The following is a 21,019-nucleotide window of genomic DNA, read 5'->3' as shown; positions in this document are numbered from 1 at the left end:
TAAAGCTTTTATTCTTACGTGGCACATTCTTTTTTTCATCAAAAAACCCGGCCCACTCAGGCCAGGCTTTCACGTTTCTATTCTACACTTTGCTTAACCTCTCGATCGTCCTTGCCAGTAAAGCCGTTCGCTTCGGAAACGTTTTTAAATCGATATACTCATCTGTCTCACTGTGGGAAAATTCTCCGAGCGGCCCCATGCCGTCCACGGTTGGGACGCCTTCAGTGGAAGTATACGCTGCGTCCGAACCTCCGCCCGTGCTGACTTCCCTAATAGACATTCCTAGTTCTTCCCCTGCAGCCTTTATTTCCTCAATCAATTTATCCGTTCCTGCGACTTTTTCCATTGGCGGTCGTCCAATTTTGCCTGATAAGCTCGTTTCTGTTCCCTGCACTTCCTCCTCCTCTGCAATTTCTGTGATTTTTGCCGTAATCTCCTTTGCCTGTTCCATATTCTTCACTCGAACATCCACTTGCGCTTCTGCATCTGGGGCGACGGTATTAGAAGAGATGCCGCCGTCAATTAAGCCCACATTGACTGACAAGCCTCTCTCGTAATCATTTAAATCATGAAGTTTAACTACTTTATGTGCCAGTTCATCGATGGCGCTTCGTCCTCTTTCGGGTTCAACCCCGGCATGGGCACTTTTTCCTTTAACATCAAAGATAAATCTGCCAATTCCCTTTCGTTCTGTGACTATGCCGTCATCTGGCCTGCCGGATTCAACGACAAGTGAGAATTTTTTGCCTATCGACGCCTCTTTAATAATGGCTTTTGATTTTCGTGATCCGATTTCTTCATCACTATTAAAAATGACATGAACGTTTTTATAAGCGTCCGAACCTTTTTCTTTAAGTGCTTTCAATGCATATAAAACAGACACATGGCTTGCTTTTTCATCACTCACTCCAGGGCCATAGGCCTTATCCCCGATCATTTTGAATGGGCGTTTTTCTGCTTCGCCTTCCGGAAATACGGTATCCATATGGGCGATAATAATAATATTGGGGTCACTATCCTTTTCCGCTTTTATCTCCAGATGGTCCCCATACTCTGATTCACGGTGAACAAGTACATCCATATCCAATTCCTCAAATTCCTTTCTCAAAACAGTGCCAACCTTGTCCACTCCTTCTTTATGATAAGAGCCGCTGTCTATATTCACCAATTCCTCGAGCAGGTTCATCATTTCAGGCATTTTATCTTCCAAATAGACTTCATATTGATTCAACGAAATCACTCCTTGTTAATTAATCACGGGTTATGCTTTGTTAATTCCAATGGCTGATCCTGGCCTGCTTGAATCAGCAGCACCATGAAGTATTCCTGTTTTGTGATCCATGAGGATGGCCTGGACATTGCCAATGGGCCTGTCTGTATCATCAAACTGAAATCCCATTTGACGGAGCTTGTCAATTTCACTTTGGCCAATGCCCTGCTCAGACCAGACATCCGGTCCCACACTGTTATAAATCCTGGGTTCTTCGATTGCAGCTTTTACATCCATTTCAAAATCGAGAATATGACTGATAACTTGTGAAACTGATGCAACAATAGTTGGACCGCCAGGAGAGCCCAGCGTTAAAACAGGCACCCCATCCTTGAATACTATAGCAGGTACTTTTGCGCTGACCGGCTGTTTATTTGGTGCCAGGCTATTGATATGGTCCGGTTCCGGGGTAAAATCGGTCAAATCATTGTTCATCAAAAATCCGTAACCTGGTACCATGATGCCTGAGCCCATAATATGCTCATTCGAAGACGTGCATGCAGCAATGTTCCCCCATCTGTCAGCTACGGTAAAATGCGTAGTATCTTTTCCTGTTTGATGCACTTTTACTTCTCCCCTGGGACGATCGCTGCCCTGGAACTTCCAGGGATTGCCGCAGTCAATTTCCGGATTTCTCGATTTCCAGTCGATCATTCCCCGCCGTTCTTCTAAATACTCTTCTTGAAGCAGACCTTCAACCGGAATTTCAGAAAAATTAGGATCTCCCATATAAGCCAGCTTATCAGTGAATGCCAATCTCATTGCCTCTGAGAATAAATAATACTTTTCCCAGGAAGATACTCCATACCTGTTAAGCTCAAACCCTTCCAGAATCCCTAAAATCTGCAGCAGTGAAATTCCCCCGCCATTAGGTGGTCCTGGAACGGCAATTTCATAGTCTCTGTAGGTTCCCATCACCGGTTCTTCTATCGGAGCCCGATAGTTTTGCAGATCCTCATTCGTCATAATACCGCCCTGCTCTTTAAGTGTCTTGATGATAGCATCTGCAATTTCACCTTCATAAAGCGCTTGTATTCCTTTCTTTTGCAGAATTCTAAGAGTCTTTGCCAGGTCTTTGTTTTGAACCCAGTCTCCTTTCACTAAAGGAACTCCTTCCGGCATAAAAAACTTCTTTGCTTCTTCTCCCAATCTGATATGAAGAATTTCGATGACTTCGTCCCATTGCCAGTTCACCCGAAAACCTTCTGCAGCCAGTTTAACGGCAGGCTCAATCAGATCCTCCAGCGGCTTTGTCCCAAACTTTTGATGTCCTTCATCCATAGCTTTCATGATCCCTGGAATCCCTACTGACTTGGGATCAATGGTTTGCTGAAAGTAAGGAGTAATCTCTCCTTTTTTATTTAAGAACTGATCTTTATCTGCCCCTGAAGGGGTCTTTGAATGACCGTTGATCACCTTCGTCTTTTTTGTTTTCTGATCATAATACACGATATATCCGCTTGCTCCAATGCCAGTGTTAAACACTTCAACCACACTAAGAGCAAATTGGATTGCGACCAGGGCATCCATGGCGTTGCCGCCGTTTCTTAAGATTTCGGCACCAGCTTTTGTTGCTTCATGAACCGCCGAAGCAGCCATCCCATGAGTGCCAGTCGCCTTCTGCCGCTTGTCCTCGGTGTCTCTTGCCATATGCCTGGTATCTACCTTATCCATTGATATCCCTCCTATGGGGTACAGCCAAAATCTCATTCATATATCTTAAAAGCTTTTCATTTCTTGTACCCGGCTAAAAATAGCTGAAACATACAAAAAAAGGCACCTTACCTTAAGCCATTTAGATGACTTAAGATCCGGGCACCTGTTATAAATGGATCTTTTATTTGAATTTATAATTCTACTCAAAAAAACTCATCCTAAAAAATAAAAATCCAACTCAAACCTTTGAGTCAGATTTCTACCTTTGTGGAGAACCTGGAGCATAGTAATAGGGAGGAACTTTGAGCCATCCCCTTTTCCTCATCAAGGTTTTTACAGTTGCTCCTATTGCTGTCCATTCTAAAAAGAATTCAGTCCACATGAGCCCTACATCATTTCGGACAGCATCAACCTGGCCCGTTGCACATGCTTGTGAACATATTACTAATTTGAATGCGACGCCATTGGCAATTTCATCATCCGTTAACTTAACTCCCAAAGGAATATCCTTCGGGTTTGAATTTGGTTTTGAAGATGTTACGTCAGGTAAAGGAATCCCTTCGTTTTTCATGAATTTGCTTAATCTTTTTACTTGCGCTTCACATACCTTTACTACATCTGTAAGCATTTCCCGCACTTCATCATCTGTAGTTGTGTTTAAGCTCATTTCTTCATACCGGATAAATTCTTCTACCAGGGTTAAATACTTCCACAAGTCTCCGACTTCAATCACATGCAGCGGAGATTTCGGTTCATTAGTATTATCAAATGAAATTCTGAGCATATTAAAGATTGCTTCTAATGGGTTAGGCATCTTTTGACCTCCTTACTTTTATATGTTGTCTATTGGTGGAAAGAAAATACAAAAAAGCAATTGAAAATAAGTAAAAAGAATGGGGGCGCAGCCATGGCGTTTGAAAAAGGACTGGCCAAGTCTGAACAAGCATACGAACAATATACGGAGATAAGCACAGCATTCGCGGATATAGTGAAAAACGAATTTATTACTACGGGGCAATGGTGGGCTGGTCTTGCTTTGTTTATCATTCCCTGGCTGATATGGTTTAAGTATAGGAAGAAGGACAGCACCGGGCGTCTTCTCTTAGCTGGCTTATTAGTCATCATAATGTCTCTTATTATCGATTTAGCTGCGTTATCTATGGGATTATGGTCATACCCTATGATCATTATTCCACTGGCACCATTTTTATTTTTGCCATATCACTTTTCATTAGCTCCAGTCGGAGTAATGTTTGCCCTTCAAATAATGCCTAAAATGAATAGCTTCTTTAAAGGAATACTCTTCTCTGCCATTGGAGCTTTTGGAGGGATGAATTTCTTTGATGCCATCGACTTTTATAACCCAAAAAACTGGTCTACTTTATATGACTTTGTCATCTTCCTCACTCTTTACTACAGTGGGTATTGGATAACGAGAATGGAGAGTTTTCATGGTCTGGAAAAAGGATCAGGAAAAGAATAAAAGACTTTCTTTTTATAGAGAAAGTATTTTGGGCATACAAATCACAGCTGCTGTTTTACATCCAGTATTGCTGCCTTTTCCCCTGCCGATTCTCCAAATGAAGCAAGGCTATCGGCAATCAGAAATTGGGCAGAGTAGTAAGTAGTCATAATAAACACATCTGAATAAACAATATCTGAAACAAACATATTCCATGAAAGGATTGAATCCGAGATAACAAACAAAATGCTTCCGGCAATGGCCCGCTTGTTCCCGGTTAGTATGGCTGATAAGGCCATTAATGAAATGACAAGCATGTAGGCCATAACCGGGATCACTAATGCATCATTTCCTCCTTCAGATAAGGAAGCAATCAGCTGGCTGCCAATAATCAAAGAATAGAAACCTATCGGGATGATGGCTGAAAGGCGCAGCTTTGACATCCGAGACATTTTCAAAAATCCAGTCAAATAAAAAAGATGCCCTACAAGGAAAGCACCAAGACCTGCAACAAACGAAACAGCAATGAATCCATCACCAAGCATGCAGAAAAACAGGCCAATAACGACAAAACGCAATGCCGGCTCTGGGCTGGCAGGGAGTCTTCGGAATGCATAAAAAATAATGAGCACCATAGGAATCAGCTTAAAGATAATTTTGATTGCCTGAGGCTCATGCGGAACAATGAAAATATAGAAGATAGCCGTCAGTAGAATTAAAATAGTAATCAGCATTTTTTTCAATAGAAATCCATCTCCCTGTGTCCGAATGAAAGTTGCTATTTGTTTAAAAGGTTTTAAACCCTTTCCAGCTTTTTAAAAGGCTTTGGCGGAAATTGAACGCGGATTTCATCGCCTGGCTTCACTTCTCCGCTCTCCAGCACGATACCCATTATACCAGCCTTTCTAATGAGTTTTCCATTTTCATCCTTCTCTATTACTGCATGTAAAAGCCCAGGCTGAAATTGATCGATTTGAGCACAGGGATTGCGCAATCCTGTTATCCTGATAACAGCAGATTGCCCCAAAAAAAGGATTGTGTTTACAGGCAATTCAAGAAGATTGATTCCGGAAGTTGTAATATTTTCACCCATTTGGCCTGGTTCAATAGGGAAACGGTCTGCTAACTCCTGAAATAACTCACTGTGGATTAAATGAACCTGTCTTAGATTCGGCTGGTCAGGGTTTTGTTTCACTCTGGACCGGTGTTTAACTTTTGAACCAAAATGGGCATCTCCTTCAACCCCTAAACTCTTCACCAGTTTTATGATATTTTGATTTTTTTTACTGAAAGTATGCTTTTGGCTTAAGCTAACCGCTATGACTGTACCCACTAGTGAAAATTTCTTTATGTCATCCTGCATTTATTCCACACACCTTTTTTTCTTTAGTCTCCTGTTAGTTATTTATTCCATAAAGAATTAATTAGTCCTTCACTCCATCAACATTGTTTGATAAACGATAAGTTAATGATTAATCCTTGCTCAATATCCTTTTATAATCACACATATAAAAATAAGAAATTTGGAAATATAGACATAACTAACTCGCAGCTAAAAGGGGTTCATTTGCCATGGAGGAAAACCGGCTAAAAGAATTTGATCATATTGTCAAAATGGGTAAAGAGGGACAAAAAGCTTTAAATGATTACTGGTTGGAATTTAGCATTTACACTTCTTTTGAATACTGGTTTATGGTTATGCTATTTATTGTTCCTTTACTTGTGTTATTTTTCAAAATTGATAAAAGGAAATTATTTTTTATAGGATTTTATGGTTATAGTATTCATATGCTTTTTGGCTATATCGACTTGTACAATAAAAATGCCGGGCTGCTGAATTATCCTTTTCCAATGATTCCAATGATTCCAGGTATATCCCTTGACTCAAGTTTCGTTCCTGTTACATTTATGCTTGTTTATCAATGGACATTGAATCATAAAAAAAATTACTACGTGTATACTGTGCTGACTTCTGCGGTTTTAGCATTTGTTTTTAAGCCTCTTCTTATAGGTCTCGGTCTTTTCAAGTTATATGGAGGCACGAATTATTTTTTTCTTTTTGCATGTTACCTAATCGTAATTATATTAGCTAAGGTGATAACGGACGTTTTTTTATGGACAGAGCGTAAATTTAGTAATCATGATCATTCACATTAAACGTGGAATGCCGGTTGTGCAATAATACCTGTTGCCTTTTTGTGACTTTGCATGGAGTAAGATTTGCATAAAAAAATGCTGCCTTAATGGCAGCATTTTTTAAGGGAGATAGTAAGACGGTTTGCAGAACATCATCAACCTTCCAACTCAGATAAGTTCCGATTACTCTTTAATCGATCCAATATTTTAATAAACCCGACAAATCCTCTTATAGTGAATAAAGTAAAATTCACACTGCCAAATGTATGGAAAATGGACCATTTCCTCCACCTAAATAGTCTCGTGTTTCTTTCAAAGAACCATTGGGCAATGCTCATTGGCACACTGAACAGCAAGCTTTTGAGAAGAATATTTCCTAACTTGTCATTGTAAGAAATTTTAACCCAAATCACACTTAAAAGCGGGAAGAACAAAATATCATAAATCAGATTCGTTTTAAAAATTCTTGAAAAAGGGCGGACTGGATATTCTACTCTTTTTGTTCCGACAACATAGGCATCAATCAGAGTGGCAAGAACCCCTTTCGAGAAAAAAATAACTAATGTCTCCCTCATTTTCTTCCCTTTAAACAAAAACGGAACTGAACAAATGCACAATCCGAGAAGCAGGTTTAATAATTTTTTCTCCATTGAAGACCAGCCTTTCTATTACAGATAATACTAAATTCACCCATTTTGAATTTATTTATTCTTGAACCTGTTAATTCTATTTTGCACCTAAGCTTTTATAAAAAAATAAAGCTGCCATTTGGCAGCCGGATCCATTATCATATAGTTTTATTCATTTTAATGATGGTGATGATGTTCATAGCCATGTTCTTCTGCATACTTACGGAAATTTTCCAGGTCCTGCATTCCTGTCGAAGTGCCGTCAAGGGCTTGATTCATACGCTCTAACAGCACTGTTCTCAGCTTTGGATGGTAGCCGAAGTATTCAGCAATATTTATGGATATATGTGGATAGCTTTCTTTAAACTGTTCGGCCATTTTATTCATTCTTTCCATTAAGATGCCAGTAAATAAGAAATATGGCAGCATGATGATTCTTTTTGCGCCCAGCTTAATGCAGCGCTCCATTCCATCCTTTACGGTTGGCGTAGTGACCCCCATGAAGGCACATTCAACAGCTGATACATTTAACTTTTCCCACAGCAATCTGCTGATCTTATAAAAATCAGCATTGGCATATGGATCGCTGCCGCCTCGTCCGATTAATAGTATGGCTGTATCTTCATGCGTCTGATTTACATCAAAGCCGGTTTCGGCAAGTCTTGTTTTTAATATTTCAAGAACCTCATCATGAACCCCTATCGTCTGTCCATAGGTAAACTGAATATCCGGGAAGTGCTCTTTGGCATGTTCAATTTCTGCTGGAATGTGCAGCTTGGAGTGTCCGGCATGCAATAGGATGATGGGAATGACATGGATTTCATCTGCCCCTTTTTCAGCACAAAGCTGAATTCCATCTTCGATATTGGGGGATGCAAATTCTAAGAAGCAGGTTTCTACCAAGAGGGCTGGGTCAATATAGTCTCTCATTTGATCGACGAATTGGCGGACTTCGTGATTCCCTGCCTCCATCCTGCTGCCATGGCCGACAAATAGGACAGCTTTTTTCATTGTTCCTTTTCCTTTCTTGTATTTATCGATTCCTTTTATGCGGTTTTCATTGCGTTTGCGTTCGCCGTGTTCCATGGAGTAAATGATTGACTCTTCCTTCACTGCTTCATGAACAATATCGCGGGCTGTTTCTTCCTGCTGGACTGAATACCAGGTTCCTTTTGGGTAATCAATGACGACGCATTTGTCTTTGCAGCGGCCGTTGCAGCGGGTACGCGATGTATGAATATGCTCGTCCAGCCGGTTTTTCCGGATTTCATCACGTATTTGCTGTGTGACTTCTTCTGCGCCTGCACCCATACAGGTTGCGCCGTTGCAGATGAGCAGGTGACGCTGCATTTGTGTTAGGTTCCAGGTTGTCATTAGGTGACCTCCCTCTATTAATTTTGATACTCTATCTTGAAATCTTGTTTAGGCTTAGTATTAAGCCCGTTGCTTTCCGCTGCGGGCACTTGCTTTCCGTGGGGCGTGCGGTGAGCCTCCTCGGCTTCGCCTGTGGGGTCTCACCTGTCCCGCTGCTCCCACAGGAGTCAAGTGCCCTCCGCTCCAATCAACTCAGCGGTTATATTTAAATAACCGTTCAAAAGCAACAAAGTTCTCATAAACACCCAAATGTTAAAAAGCCTCCGGATAGAAACCCTTGGCCAAAACCTCAAGCGCTTCCCCGACACGAACCCCTTCAGAAGCTGCCGACAGCGGGAGGACGACAAAGCGTTCGTTTTGTACGGCAGGTGTCTGGCTTAATGCAGGGTCCTTTTTAAGGAATTCTATTTTTTGTTCGGCAGTTGTTGAGCCATAATCTATCACTACGATGACATCAGGCTGGCGATCTACTGCGTCTTCTTTTGAGACGGTGGCCCAGTTTCCTTTTACATCACCAAAGACATTGTGCCCGCCTGCCATTGTGACAAGTGTGTTCATGAAGTTTTGTGTGGCCGTGAACACGTCTGTTTCGCCGCTGTCGTAAACCAGCACATCTAATGGCTCTTTTACTTCGGGCAATTGGGATGTAATGGCATCAATTTCTTGATTCATTTCGTTAATTAGTTTTTCACCGCGTTCTTCCACACGGAAAATTTTTGCGATATTGCGGATGTCACTATAGATATCTTCCAGGGTTGGTGCCACTTTCACAGATGAAGATTGTAAGTAGCTGTTAATGCCTAATTCCTTTAGTTCTTCACGTGTTGCAATGTTTTTCTCATTGAAGGCACTTTCCCAGCCGCCATATAGAAAGTCTGCTTCTGATGAGATGACTTGCTCTTTTGATGGATATTGCTCTGCCAATACTGGTACTTTGCCGTATGCCTCCTGTAATGGCTCATAAATTTCGTTATCCAAGAATGCAGTACCAGCCATTGAATCTTCTAAGCCAAGTGCCAGCATGATTTCTGTCACATGCTGATTCAATGATATCGCACGCTTTGGCGCTTCTTCGTATTCATTCACAAAGCCTTCATTTTCAATAACCACTTTCTCCGTCTGCTCCGCTTGTTCACTTTTCACCTTTGCTGTGTTTGCTTCCTCTGCTGAGCATGCGGCCAATAATAATGCGGCCGCTAAAACCAGGAAAGCCCAAATTCTGCTGCTTTTCATTTTCATAGGTCCCTCAATTCACGTTAATAGTTTGTGTGAAAAAACAGATGAAGTTTTTTGGTAAATGGATTTTTCGAAACACCGGCCTGCATATGGAAGACTTCCTTCAATGTCTCTTCTGTCAGGACTTGCTCCGGTGTTCCCGACATATAAAGAGCTCCATCGTTCATGACAAGGAGTTCATCGCAATACCCGGCGGCCAGGTTTAAATCATGAAGGGCAGCCACAATGGTGATCGGCAGATCCTTTACTAAATCCATTAATTGATATTGATGTTCAATATCCAGATGATTGGTCGGTTCATCCAGAATTAATATGTTTGCCTGCTGTGCCAGGGCGCGTGCGAGCATCACCCGTTTCTTCTCTCCGCCGGATAATTGGTTAAACATGCGGTTTTCCAAGTGAAGCACATTTGCGAGCATCATGCTTTCTTCCACAATGGCAAAGTCCTCCTGGTTATCAGCGGCAAGCCATTTTTTGTAGGGCGTCCGCCCCATCATGACCAAATCTTTTACTGTAAAATCGAAGAGTACCGGTGTTTCCTGACTGACAGCAGCTAACTCCTGAGCAAGCTTTTTCTGCGGAAGATCGAGAATATCTTTTTCATATAACGTCACGAAACCGCTCGTTTGTTTTAAATGACGATAAATGATTTTTAGCATCGTCGATTTTCCGCTTCCATTCGGTCCAATGATTCCAACGAATTTTCCCTGTTCCACAGAAAAAGTGATATTATTTAAAATTTGCTTGTCCGGCACTGAAAAGGACATATTTTTGACCTGGAGCATCCTTACTCACCGTCCCCAAAAGAATAACGCTTTCGCCTAAGCATCCAGATAAAGAATGGGCATCCGCAAATAGCGGTAATAATCCCGATTGGCATTTCTTCAGGCGCCAGCACCATACGGGCGGCCATATCCGCCCAAACTAAGAAAATGGCACCGATCAGTGCGCTTATCGGCAGAACCAGTTTGTAATTAGACCCCACCAGCATCCGCACGATGTGAGGAATAATCAGCCCGACGAAGCCAATGCTTCCGCTGACCGCGACGACCACACCGGTCAGAAGGGATACAAAGAGAATGATAAAGATTCGAAACCGGTCCAGATTAACGCCAAGTGTCGCGGCCGTTTCCTCTCCAAGCAATAAAGCATTAAGCTGCCGATAATTCATGAGCAGCAGAATAAAAACGAGCAGCAGTGAAAAAAACGGGATGCCAAGATTGGACCATTTCGCCCCCGCCAGACTGCCGAGCATCCAATGCATGACAGCTTGAATGCCGCCCTGCTGCTTGGACATCATCAGCATAAAATTGGTAATGGCGGATAACACCATCGAAACCGCAATCCCTGCCAAAAGCAGACGAATGACCGATATGCGTCCATTGACGCGTGCTAAAAAAAACACAATCATGACCGCAAAAATGGCGCCTAAGAATGCGGCTAGGGAAATGGCATAGACGCCCAGCACGCTGAATGCACCAAGTAAAATAACAGATGCAGCTCCAACAGATGCACCGGAAGATACACCCAGAATGTAGGGATCTGCGATTGAATTCTTTACTAATGCTTGAATGGCTGCCCCGCAAATGGCAAGTGCGGCACCTACTATGGCCGCAAGTACAATACGGGGGAATCGTATATCCCAAATAATAACTGCCTGTGCCTTAGAAGCATCGGTTTCTATGAATATACCCAGCTTGGAGAACAGCACTTCCCAAATAAGGCGCGGGGTAATGTCCACAGATCCCACCATCACTGCAAAAGTCATGGAAGCAAGCAGCCCCGCCCCCAGTGCAGCCAACAGTAATGCAAACCGTCCCCTTGTCATATATGCTTCACAGGCTCCCAGCTGATGATTGCCGCATGGAAAGGATAACGGTACACATACCCGCCATCCTCTTTGGAAATAAATCGTTCCAATGAAGCTTCCACATGTGCCTGCTCAAACCGGGGAGATAAGATTTTCTTGCTCCCGGCATCAAGTAACTGCTGCCATGTATCATAACGATGCTCCCGCTCAAGCTTTATTATTTCACAATCTGCATAAATGCCTATCTGGTACAGCATGTTGACGATCATGATATAATCCCTGCGCGGGTATTTAATGTCATAGCCAAACTGCTCATCCAACAGAACGTAATGCGGCTGAATAGGACCGGTCGTTAAGCCGATTATGGCACGCTTTTTTGCGAGCCTGTTCATTTTTTTCAGCGCTTCATTCATTTCATACATTCGATAAAAGCAGTTTACCCCCACCACGACATCATGCGGCTCCAATGGTGCTTCTTCCCATTTACTGTGGACAAACTGGATGGAGGCCTCCTCTTCAAAATACTGCTTTAAGTAAGCGAGCACGCTCTTTGAACCATCCACCAGCGTTAAACTTCTGACATCCTGGCTGAGCGGAAAAGTATAATTGCCCCATCCCGGACCGAATTCAATACAGCTTGAGTCTTCCGGGATATGCTTCTTCATTTTTTCGTAGATCCTTTTGGCATACTCATCTGTCTGCTTGTATTTCTTTTTCTTCATGGACTGCATCCAAAAGGCTTCCTCCAGTCCATCATCTGCCATTCGCTCCGGCATCCTGCCATGCCAATCCAGCATGCCTTCCTTCCAGAGCTTCTCAAAATCGTATTGCAAAGGGGATTCTTTTATCATTGAAATTCTCCTCAATTTCCAAAACCTAACTAGATGCAGGATCCTAAATACTCGGGAGGGCTGCTTAAAACTCCAGCCCCTTCATGGCTTTAACATCCTGTTCGGCATAATAATGTTTGGTGGCATCAATGGTAGACACTAAATCGGCTAATTCGAGAATGGCAGGATGTGCAGAACGCCCTGTGATCACCAAATGCATCGTTTTGGGACGGTTTTGAATGGCCTCCAGCACCTCAGCTAATGGCAGCACATCATCAATGGGAAAACGTGTGATGGCCAGGGCATTATTCAGTTCGTCCAGTACTAATACATCTGTTGTTTCATCTTTTAATTCTTCTTTTACCGTCTGCCAGGCTTTTGCAAGTGCTTCACGATGCTCCTCCGGTGTTTTCGTCCAGGTAAACCCGATTCCCAGCTGCACAGTTTCAACACCCAGTTTCCTGAGGGCCAGCTGTTCACCATATGTACGTTTCGGTGATTTAATAAATTGATAGTATTTTACCTTCATGCCCCGGCCAATTGCCCTTAATGCGACACCAAGCGAGGCGGTTGTTTTTCCTTTGCCATCGCCTGTATAAACCAGCAGCATCCCTTTTTGTGCCATAGACCATACCTCCTTAAAGCCACGTAGTCTTTTCAGCAAATGGGGTACGCTTTTTCTCGGAAGCAATTTCTTCTGCCGGGTAGCCGATGCATAGCGTTCCCACTAATTGCTCCTGCTCAGATGCTCCAATAAAATCATGCAGTGCGGTATCATGCACCAGGCCAACGCCTCTTGTACGCCATACCATGCCTAATCCCAGCTGTTCTGCCATCAGCCACATCGACATAATGGCACTGCTTACGGCAAAGACATTATCTTTTGTCGCCCCTTCATCGCCTTCAACAATGGCGGATGTCACAACAATAATCAGGGGTGTGTTCGTGATGGCTTTCATGGAGCTTTCCACTAAATGCGGCTTCGCTGGAAAGCGTTTTTGCAGGTAATCAAGTGCCACCTGCTCGTAGCGTTTTAAGCTTTCTCCCTGCAATACATAGAAATGCCACGGCTCACGCATGCGGTCATTTGGTGCGTATGTGGCTGCTGCTAATAATGTCTCGATTTTTTCCCGTTCTACTTCGCGCAATTCAAAATTTCGAATCGCACGGCGTTTTTTCAAGGCTTCTAACATAATTCATGCTCCTTTTCTTTAAACCAGGCAATTTGATCCCGTACTCCAACAACATCTCCAACCAAAATCATCGATGGATTCGAGATGCCATGAATCCGGATATCCTCTGTAATCGTTTCGAGTGTCCCTGTAATCGTCCGCTGCCTGGCAGTTGTGCCCCATTCAATCACAGCAGCAGGGGTTGTTCCGCTTTTTCCATTAGCTATTAAGCTTTTCGTAATGTGTTCAATGTTGCCAATGCTCATATAAAAGGCGACCGTGTCAATTTGAGCAAGCGCAGACCACTTTAGAAAGTCCTGCTCCTTTTCGGCGCGGCCATGGCCAGTTACAATCGCAAAGCTTGCCGCATGATCACGGTGTGTCACAGGAATTCCTGCATACGCAGGCGCAGCAATTCCGGCAGTTATACCTGGAACAATTTCAAAGGGAATACCTGCTTCCCGCAATATGGCCGCTTCTTCAGCACCTCGTCCAAAGACAAATGGGTCGCCTCCCTTTAAGCGCAGCACCTGCCTGCCAAGGTTTGCCTGTTCTACCAGCACCCGATGGATTTCATCCTGAATCAATCCATGCCTGCCAGGCTCTTTCCCGCAATAAATCAGCTCTGCATCTGCTTTTGCGTGTGTTAACATTTCCACATTCACAAGACGGTCATATAAAATCACATCAGCCTGCTGGATGCATTCCAAACCGCGAATTGTCAGCAGTTTGGGGTCACCTGGTCCAGCTCCAACAATATAGACAAATCCACTCATTGCTTTTCTCCAATACGCTTAAGCAGCCGGTCTTCACATTTTTGCTTCTCGCCTTGCTCTATCCACTCCAAAATTTGAGGATCCAGAAGCTCTGCCAATAGCTGCTTTTTCTCATCCCCAGTAAACTTTTCTAAGATCCGCTGACGGGCTTCCTTTAAAAAAGATACATACTGCGCATAATGCTCTCCATATTCCTCTGCTAATTCTGACTTCACTTTGCGGGTCAGACCGGGGCTTGCGCCAGATGTTGATACGGTCAAAACGAATTCACCGCGTCGGACAACTGCGGGATTAATGAAATCAATACGGCCCTTTGCATCTGCACGGCTGAGCAGCTGCCAATGCTGTGCGGCTTCTTCCACTGCATTGTTTACTTCTTCGTCGTTTGTTACGGCAAAGATCAGGGCCGCGTCATCTAAATCAGCCGGTTCGAACGATTTTTCTTTCCATGTCACAAGTCCTTCATGGATATACTGCTCTAATTTTTCAGTAACCACCGGGCTGATCACAGTTACTTGGGCTTTTGTCGGCAGCAGGGCTTCAGCCTTCTGGCGTGCCACATGTCCGCCACCGACAATAACCACCTTTTTATAATCAAGATTCATTAATAACGGAAAATAATTCATGTTCTGCCTCCAAACAAGCTGCCAGCCAATTTTTCACAAGCTGCGGATTCGATGCAAAGTGAAAGTGTGTATAGCCGGCTACAAGATTATCAGTTAAATAGCCTTCCTTCTGAGAGCGGAAGCGGCCCTTGCTGAAATAGGCCGGTGAAGGATGATTCCCTTCATATGCCGAGTAATGGAATTCATGCCCTTTTGCCTGCTCTCCTTCATTCATCAGGAAGTTGCCCGGAACACCTGTAATTTCCCGATACCCGAGTGCAGCCAATTTATCCTGCATCCTGACCCGGCCCGGAATCACACCGATCATCGGGAATGCCTGTCCTTTTCGATCCACAATTTCTTCTGTTAAATACATAAAGCCGCCGCATTCTGCCAATGTCGGCACTCCCCGCTCCAGCGCGGCCTTTATAGATAGCTTAGCTGCCTCATTTTTAGCCAATGCTTCAGCAAACTCTTCCGGGAAGCCGCCGCCGATGTAAAGCCCCTGCGCTATTTCAGGAACTTCCTCGTTGTCCAGCGGAGAGAAGAAATGCAATGCGGCACCATGGGCCCGCAGCAATTCTAAGTTTTCTTCATAGTAAAAATTAAAGGCCGCATCTCTGGCAACCGCAATATGTACTTCCTGTCTTTCCGGCTGTGCATCAAAAATGGAAGAGGAGACCTCCAATACCTTGGCTTTCGTTAGTTCCAGAAGCTGATCAATATCCACTGTTTCTTCAATCGCTTCTGCCAGACTTTCAAAATAGGAATCTAAATCACCGCGTTCTATGGCCGGCACCAGCCCTAAATGACGGCTTGGCATCTCGGCTACAGCTCCTTTTGGGAGATAGCCAATGACAGGAATTCCGCATTCTTGTTCAATCGCTGATTTGACAATATCAAAATGGCTTTTGCTTCCTAATTGATTGGCAAGGACTCCAACGATATGGGAGCTTTCATCCAGCATTTGAAAACCTTTGACAATCGCCGCCGCACTTCTTGCCATACTTGCCGCATTGATAATTAAAATGACGGGACTTTTTGTAATCCCGCTAATATGGGCAGCAGAACCTTCATTGGATAATGGTGATTTTCCGTCATAAAAGCCCATCACTCCCTCAATCACCGATACGTCTGTATCGCGGCTCGCTCTTGCGACAATGGCACGCACGGTATCATGGGACATCATGAAACTATCAATATTTCGGGAAGGGCGTTTGGTGACAGCTGTATGATACGCAGGGTCAATGTAATCAGGGCCGCATTTAAAGCCCTGTACGGTTAACCCGCGCTTCATCAGCGCACGCATAATGCCGATGGTGAAGGTTGTTTTTCCGACACCGCTTCCTGTTCCGGCCAGAACAAATCGATTCATCCTCTTCCCTCCTCAAAATTGATGCGTGCAATACTGATGGTCACATTGCCGCTTTTCTTCTTCTCCAGCAGCAATTCCTTCGCATTCGCATACCTCATGGCCGCCGGCTCACTGACTCCATACGCGCCCGTATATTTAAAGACGGTGTCCGACGGATTTTGCATCAGAATCTCATTCAGCTCTTCAGGTGTGTATGTAACAAACGGCCAGTTATATTTAGCTGTTAATTCCAGCAATCCTGCCTCGTCTTTTTTCAGATTAATAGATGCAATCGCTTTGACGCTTTTTTTGCTCAAACCTAGCTCCGCCAATGTTTCATCAATTACTCCTTCAATCTCTGCCAATGACGTGCCTCGATTGCAGCCAATACCAAGCACTATTGATTTTGGACGGTACAGGACCCCGTTCTCAAGCAGCGCCTCTTCATACGGTACTAGAATGCGATCTGTAATAAGCAGTGCTGCTTGCGGCTTTGCCTTGATGGCTTCCTCTATTGATGGATAAATTTTTAGATTGTCCGGCATTTCCCTGTCATACGTCCACCAATTCTTTTCCCCGGTTTCCTGCACGATCGCCACATGCTCTTCATTAACAACCGATGCACTGACAGGTGTTAATTTTTCTTCGCTATCCCACATCCAACCAAATTGGGCGCCAAATAAATCGACCGGAATTGTTTTTTGAACATCTGATGCGGTGGTCACAACAGGCGCCGCCCCAATCGCATGGGCAAATTCATGTGTTAATGCATTGGCACCGCCAATATGGCCGGATAATACGCTGACGACATACTGGCCTTTATCATCAACCACCAGCACGGCTGGGTCCTTCTTTTTATCGATCAAAAGCGGGGCAATCATGCGGACAACAGCACCGAGGGAAATGATGCAGATAATCCCTTTATACTGCTGGAACAATGCGGGCAATAATAGGCGGACCGTTCCATCAAATAATTGAATCTGCCGAGCTTCCTCATCGCCCTGTTCGAATTTTTTCATATAATATAGATCTGCATATGGGAATTTTTCCGCATAGCTTCTTGCATGCGCCACCCCATGCTTTGTAATGGCAACAAGGGCATAGGGTTTGCACTTTTCGATTACCGGGATTTCACCTTCGCGCAAACTAATCATTCGCCGTCACACCTTTGCGGAAGCCATGTGTGAACGTTTTGTCATATAGCTTCGAGCGGTATTCTTTCTCATGGATATGCGGGTCCAATGCCCAGCCTGCCAGAATCATCGCATGCTTGCGGATGCCGTTGACACGCATCGCTTCGTCCAGCTCAGACAATGTGGTGCGGACAATTTTTTGATCCGGCCATGAAGCACGCTGCACTACCGCCACCGGTGTATTGTCTGCCCAACCGGCTGCCTGCAGTTCTTTTGTGATTTTCTTTGTTAAGGTCGCACTTAGAAACATCGCGATGGTACAGTGATGGCTGGCCAATGCCTGTAATTTTTCACGCTCCGGCACTGGTGTCCGCCCTTCAGCCCTTGTTAATATAAGGGTTTGCGTTAAATCCGGAATGGTCAGCTCTGCCCCGACTGCTGCTGCGGAGGCAAAAACAGAACTGACGCCAGGTACAACTTCACAGCTGATATCGTGCTGCTTCAATAGTGCCACCTGCTCCATCGTTGCCCCGTACATGGCCGGGTCGCCTGTATGTAAACGTACAACCGTTTTGCCTGCATGGACTCGTTCAACAATGCAATCCACCATTTCTTCAAGATGCATCCCGGCTGTGCGGATAATCTCTGCCGACTCCTTGGCTTCCGCCACTAATGTCTCGCTGACAAGAGAGTCGGTATACATGACAACATCGGCTTCTTTTAATAGCTTTAAGCCTTTTACCGTAATTAAATCGGGATCTCCAGGACCTGCCCCGATAATCCAAATTTTCTTCATTTGCGCACCACCATACATGACAAGTAATTTAATTCTGCACCCCGGAGCTCATGGACATTCCATATGACCTCTTCGTCAGATGTAACTTTTGTTACAACATGTGTTTTGTCCAATAAATCCATTTCCTCCAGCAGATTCAGCATTTCATCCAATACCTTCGCTACTTTAATGAAGACAATCGCATCATGAGTTTCAATCACCCGCCGCATTTCCTCCATATTCTCGGTTGCCGGAATCATCGCGACATGGTCATCGCCATCAGCCAGGGCAATTCCTAACCGATTAACAGAACCATTAAAGGACGATATGCCAGCTACCGTTTCAATCGGAACATCAGGATGCATTGCCTGCATCAGCTTCATTAAATGGATAAATGTGCTGAACAGCATCGGATCCCCTTCCGTCACGAATGCGACATCTTTTCCCTGAGACAAAAAGCCATATATGGCTTCAGCGGATTTTGTCCACTCAGCCCTTAGTGTATCTTCATCTTTTGTCATTGGAAAAACCAAACCGAGCATCTCTTTTTCTTCGGGATTTATATACATGTCTACAATGCGATGTGCGTAGGATTTACTGCCTCTTAATTTTTTGGGATAAGCAATGACCGGGCTTTCCTGCAATTTGCGGAATGCTTTTACCGTGATTAACTCCGGATCTCCCGGCCCGACTCCTAATCCATACAAAGTTCCAATTCTCATTTAGTTCTTTCCTTTCTTTGCAGTCACAATAAAAATGGGATTTAACGGTACGAAGCGCGTTAAATGCAGGATTGGCTTACTTTTTGAAATCTGCGCCTGCAATACGGATACTTCGCAGCCCAGATTTTTCAAATGCTGCATCGCTTCAGCGAGATTTTCAATTGTGGCAATGTTCATAACGAGCCGGCCGTTTGGCTTCAGCCGTGAATGGCATGTCTGTAATAAAAGCTCCATATTGCCGCCGTTGCCTCCAATGAAAATCGCATGCGGATCAGGAAATTCATCCAGCCTCTCAGGCGCCTTTCCAAGGACGGCCGTGAAATCTGTCCGGTGTTTTAATTGATTTTCCAGGCAGTTTTCCAGATCGCCCTCATTCTTTTCAATCGCATACACGGCACCTTCCCGGGCTATTTTAGCCGCTTCAACCGCAACGGAGCCTGTGCAGGTACCAATATCCCAGACGATGCTGTTTTCCTTTAACTCCAGCTCCTGGATACAAAGAGTCCTGATCTCCCTTTTCGTAATCAAGCCTTTATCCGGTTTTCTCTGCACGAACTTATCATCCGGAATTCCCAGTGAGGCGCGCTCCACTGCCTCACGCTGCTTTAAAATCACTACATTCAATGGAAAAAAAGACGATTGTTCCATTTCGTCCAAGGTGAGAAACTGGCAGCGCTCCTCGTCCCCCTGCAGATTCTCAGCAACAAAGGCATCATACTCCGTCATGCCGAACTTCTTTAAATACTTCGCAATGGCCTGCGGAGAATTTTTTTCGTCTGTTAAAATAGCAATCTTTTTCCGCCCGTCGATTCTTTGGGCAAAGCCTTTAATTGAACGGCCGTGCAGGCTGACAATATACGCATCCTGCCAGCTCTCCTGCATTTTTGAAAAAGCGAGCTGAACAGAGCTTGTGTAAGGATAAATCTCCAATGGAAGCTTTCTCGCCAATACACCGCCAAGCCCATAAAACAGCGGATCACCTGATACCAAAATAACCGTATTGCGTGTTTCCTGCTGCAGGTCAGCCGTTAATGCCGACAAGCCGCCTTTGATTACTTTTTTTTCTCCAGTAAATTCCGGGAAAAATTGCAAATGGCGTTCCCCGCCAACCAGGACTTCACATTCATGAATCCAGTCTATGTATGGGGGGAGCAATCCTTCCGCGCCATTATCCCCGATACCAATCATCTTCATCCAATTTGTCAATATTCTCAGCCTTTCCTAGACAGCTTCCGTTCATGGCATACAGAGTTGTCGACACTTTGACGTTTGCGTTCATATGATTCAGTGCATAATAGCAGCAGTTTCGGCAAAGGGCTTCAAAAAATTCTTCGTTTCCCTGAAGCATTTCACCAACCTGTGAAGCCGTATTTGCCTGTAAAATGTCCTGCTGAATTTCCTCATTGACTTCCACTTTATTGGCCATACCTGCTAAAAACTCGAAACTGACTGGGGCACTTTTCGAGTGCACCATCATAACTCCCTGTGCAACCTTTGAGAATTTCCCCATCATCCCTACAAGAGAGACTTTAGGAATCTTCTTCCTTGCAATATTCTTCAAAGTAAAACCGACAAAGTCGCCCATTTCGATAAAGGCTTCTTCCGGCAAATGCGGATACTGCTTCATGGCAAATTTTTCACTGCGGCCGCCTGTGGTAATGACTAAATGCTCACAACCTGCTTCTTTTGCGACATTGATCGCCTGAGCGATACTCGCCATATAGGCGGAACTGGAAAATGGCACCACCGTTCCCCGTGTTCCTAAAATCGAGATACCTCCAATAATGCCTAATCGGCCATTCAATGTTTTTTCTGCAATTTCTACACCGTCAGGAACCGAAATGACTACTTCAATGCCCCGATTTACTTTATATTTATCCATTGCTTCCTGGACGACACCATGGATCATTTTACGCGGCACAGGGTTGATCGCTGCCTGCCCTACCGCTACTGGCAGCCCTGCTTTTGTGACTCTTCCCACACCGATCCCGCCATCTAAATGGATGCCTTCTTTTTTTGCATATGTGACCGTACTTTGAATTCGTGCCTGATGTGTGGCGTCCGGGTCGTCCCCTGCAT

The 21,019-nt window shown here is 44.3% G+C and carries 23 protein-coding genes; 2 read left to right on the top strand and 21 right to left on the bottom strand.

Annotated elements, in window-relative coordinates:
• Positions 1-82: 82 nt before the first annotated feature.
• The 3 genes from ACEQ1T_RS12810 to ACEQ1T_RS12800 form a co-directional block, all read right to left on the bottom strand.
• A complete protein-coding gene (locus ACEQ1T_RS12810) occupies positions 83-1,231 on the bottom strand; it encodes a M20 family metallopeptidase (RefSeq protein ID WP_370223214.1) in 1,149 nt (382 codons plus the stop codon).
• Positions 1,232-1,261: 30 nt separating this feature from the next.
• A complete protein-coding gene (gene ggt, locus ACEQ1T_RS12805) occupies positions 1,262-2,944 on the bottom strand; it encodes a gamma-glutamyltransferase (RefSeq protein WP_370223213.1) in 1,683 nt (560 codons plus the stop codon).
• 241 nt (positions 2,945-3,185) lie between these two features.
• Positions 3,186-3,740, bottom strand: a complete 555-nt coding sequence (locus ACEQ1T_RS12800) for a DUF3231 family protein (RefSeq protein WP_206844369.1) — start codon at positions 3,738-3,740, stop codon at positions 3,186-3,188.
• Between the two features lie 93 nt (positions 3,741-3,833).
• Between ACEQ1T_RS12800 and ACEQ1T_RS12795 the strand changes: the two genes are divergently transcribed.
• Positions 3,834-4,409: a CBO0543 family protein gene (locus ACEQ1T_RS12795; RefSeq protein WP_206844367.1), complete on the top strand. Its 576-nt coding sequence runs from the start codon at positions 3,834-3,836 to the stop codon at positions 4,407-4,409.
• A gap of 41 nt (positions 4,410-4,450) precedes the next feature.
• Here ACEQ1T_RS12795 and ACEQ1T_RS12790 read toward each other — a convergent pair whose 3' ends face one another.
• Together ACEQ1T_RS12790 and ACEQ1T_RS12785 are read right to left on the bottom strand one after the other, a co-directional pair.
• A complete protein-coding gene (locus ACEQ1T_RS12790) occupies positions 4,451-5,131 on the bottom strand; it encodes a lysoplasmalogenase (protein ID WP_370223211.1) in 681 nt (226 codons plus the stop codon).
• Positions 5,132-5,184: 53 nt separating this feature from the next.
• The gene (locus tag ACEQ1T_RS12785) at positions 5,185-5,751 is read right to left on the bottom strand and encodes an MOSC domain-containing protein (protein WP_370223210.1); all 567 of its coding nucleotides are present in this window, start codon (positions 5,749-5,751) and stop codon (positions 5,185-5,187) included.
• 209 nt (positions 5,752-5,960) lie between these two features.
• On the opposite strand from ACEQ1T_RS12785, the gene ACEQ1T_RS12780 reads away from it, so the two are divergent.
• Positions 5,961-6,545, top strand: a complete 585-nt coding sequence (locus ACEQ1T_RS12780; protein WP_370223209.1) for a hypothetical protein — start codon at positions 5,961-5,963, stop codon at positions 6,543-6,545.
• A 134-nt stretch (positions 6,546-6,679) separates the two neighbouring features.
• On the opposite strand, the gene ACEQ1T_RS12775 is transcribed toward ACEQ1T_RS12780, so the two are convergent.
• The 16 genes from ACEQ1T_RS12775 to ACEQ1T_RS12700 form a co-directional block, all read right to left on the bottom strand.
• On the bottom strand, positions 6,680-7,174 hold the full coding sequence (locus tag ACEQ1T_RS12775; protein WP_370223208.1) for a CBO0543 family protein: 495 nt from the start codon (positions 7,172-7,174) through the stop codon (positions 6,680-6,682).
• 156 nt (positions 7,175-7,330) lie between these two features.
• Positions 7,331-8,527 carry a CbiX/SirB N-terminal domain-containing protein gene (locus tag ACEQ1T_RS12770; RefSeq protein WP_370223207.1) on the bottom strand — a complete coding sequence of 399 codons (1,197 nt, stop codon included), beginning with the start codon at positions 8,525-8,527 and terminating at the stop codon, positions 7,331-7,333.
• A 252-nt stretch (positions 8,528-8,779) separates the two neighbouring features.
• Entirely contained in the window at positions 8,780-9,760 is a 981-nt protein-coding gene (locus tag ACEQ1T_RS12765; protein ID WP_370223206.1) for an ABC transporter substrate-binding protein, read from the bottom strand.
• Between the two features lie 23 nt (positions 9,761-9,783).
• Positions 9,784-10,548, bottom strand: a complete 765-nt coding sequence (locus ACEQ1T_RS12760) for an ABC transporter ATP-binding protein (RefSeq protein ID WP_370223205.1) — start codon at positions 10,546-10,548, stop codon at positions 9,784-9,786.
• A gap of 2 nt (positions 10,549-10,550) precedes the next feature.
• Positions 10,551-11,591, bottom strand: a complete 1,041-nt coding sequence (locus ACEQ1T_RS12755; RefSeq protein WP_370223204.1) for a FecCD family ABC transporter permease — start codon at positions 11,589-11,591, stop codon at positions 10,551-10,553.
• Positions 11,588-12,424: a methyltransferase domain-containing protein gene (locus ACEQ1T_RS12750; RefSeq protein WP_370223202.1), complete on the bottom strand. Its 837-nt coding sequence runs from the start codon at positions 12,422-12,424 to the stop codon at positions 11,588-11,590. Before ACEQ1T_RS12750 ends, ACEQ1T_RS12755 begins: the two co-directional genes overlap by 4 nt.
• Positions 12,425-12,488: 64 nt before the next feature.
• Entirely contained in the window at positions 12,489-13,028 is a 540-nt protein-coding gene (locus ACEQ1T_RS12745) for a cob(I)yrinic acid a,c-diamide adenosyltransferase (RefSeq protein ID WP_370223201.1), read from the bottom strand.
• 13 nt (positions 13,029-13,041) lie between these two features.
• Positions 13,042-13,596: a nitroreductase gene (locus ACEQ1T_RS12740; RefSeq protein ID WP_370223200.1), complete on the bottom strand. Its 555-nt coding sequence runs from the start codon at positions 13,594-13,596 to the stop codon at positions 13,042-13,044.
• Entirely contained in the window at positions 13,590-14,351 is a 762-nt protein-coding gene (cobA, locus tag ACEQ1T_RS12735) for a uroporphyrinogen-III C-methyltransferase (protein WP_370223199.1), read from the bottom strand. Before cobA ends, ACEQ1T_RS12740 begins: the two co-directional genes overlap by 7 nt.
• Complete coding sequence (locus ACEQ1T_RS12730) at positions 14,348-14,977, bottom strand: bifunctional precorrin-2 dehydrogenase/sirohydrochlorin ferrochelatase (protein WP_206844338.1); 630 nt, start codon at positions 14,975-14,977, stop codon at positions 14,348-14,350. The genes cobA and ACEQ1T_RS12730 overlap by 4 nt, the downstream gene beginning before the upstream one ends.
• Positions 14,946-16,331: a cobyrinate a,c-diamide synthase gene (locus tag ACEQ1T_RS12725; protein WP_370223197.1), complete on the bottom strand. Its 1,386-nt coding sequence runs from the start codon at positions 16,329-16,331 to the stop codon at positions 14,946-14,948. The genes ACEQ1T_RS12730 and ACEQ1T_RS12725 overlap by 32 nt, the downstream gene beginning before the upstream one ends.
• On the bottom strand, positions 16,328-17,464 hold the full coding sequence (locus tag ACEQ1T_RS12720; protein ID WP_370223196.1) for a cobalt-precorrin 5A hydrolase: 1,137 nt from the start codon (positions 17,462-17,464) through the stop codon (positions 16,328-16,330). Before ACEQ1T_RS12720 ends, ACEQ1T_RS12725 begins: the two co-directional genes overlap by 4 nt.
• Positions 17,457-18,239, bottom strand: a complete 783-nt coding sequence (cobM, locus tag ACEQ1T_RS12715; protein ID WP_370223195.1) for a precorrin-4 C(11)-methyltransferase — start codon at positions 18,237-18,239, stop codon at positions 17,457-17,459. Before cobM ends, ACEQ1T_RS12720 begins: the two co-directional genes overlap by 8 nt.
• The gene (gene cobI, locus ACEQ1T_RS12710) at positions 18,236-18,940 is read right to left on the bottom strand and encodes a precorrin-2 C(20)-methyltransferase (RefSeq protein ID WP_206844331.1); all 705 of its coding nucleotides are present in this window, start codon (positions 18,938-18,940) and stop codon (positions 18,236-18,238) included. Before cobI ends, cobM begins: the two co-directional genes overlap by 4 nt.
• Positions 18,941-20,134 (bottom strand): precorrin-6y C5,15-methyltransferase (decarboxylating) subunit CbiE, encoded by a 1,194-nt coding sequence (cbiE, locus tag ACEQ1T_RS12705; RefSeq protein WP_370223264.1) that lies wholly within the window; start codon positions 20,132-20,134, stop codon positions 18,941-18,943.
• Positions 20,109-21,019 (bottom strand): cobalt-precorrin-5B (C(1))-methyltransferase (locus ACEQ1T_RS12700; RefSeq protein WP_370223194.1); only part of this gene is annotated, 911 nt, incomplete at its 5' end. The genes ACEQ1T_RS12700 and cbiE, both read right to left, overlap by 26 nt.

Origin of the sequence: Cytobacillus sp. (assembly GCF_964223445.1) — a bacterium.
Taxonomy (GTDB): domain Bacteria; phylum Bacillota; class Bacilli; order Bacillales; family Cytobacillaceae; genus Cytobacillus.
The sequence above is the reverse complement of the archived record's forward strand: the minus strand, read 5'-3'. Positions and strand labels throughout refer to the sequence as shown.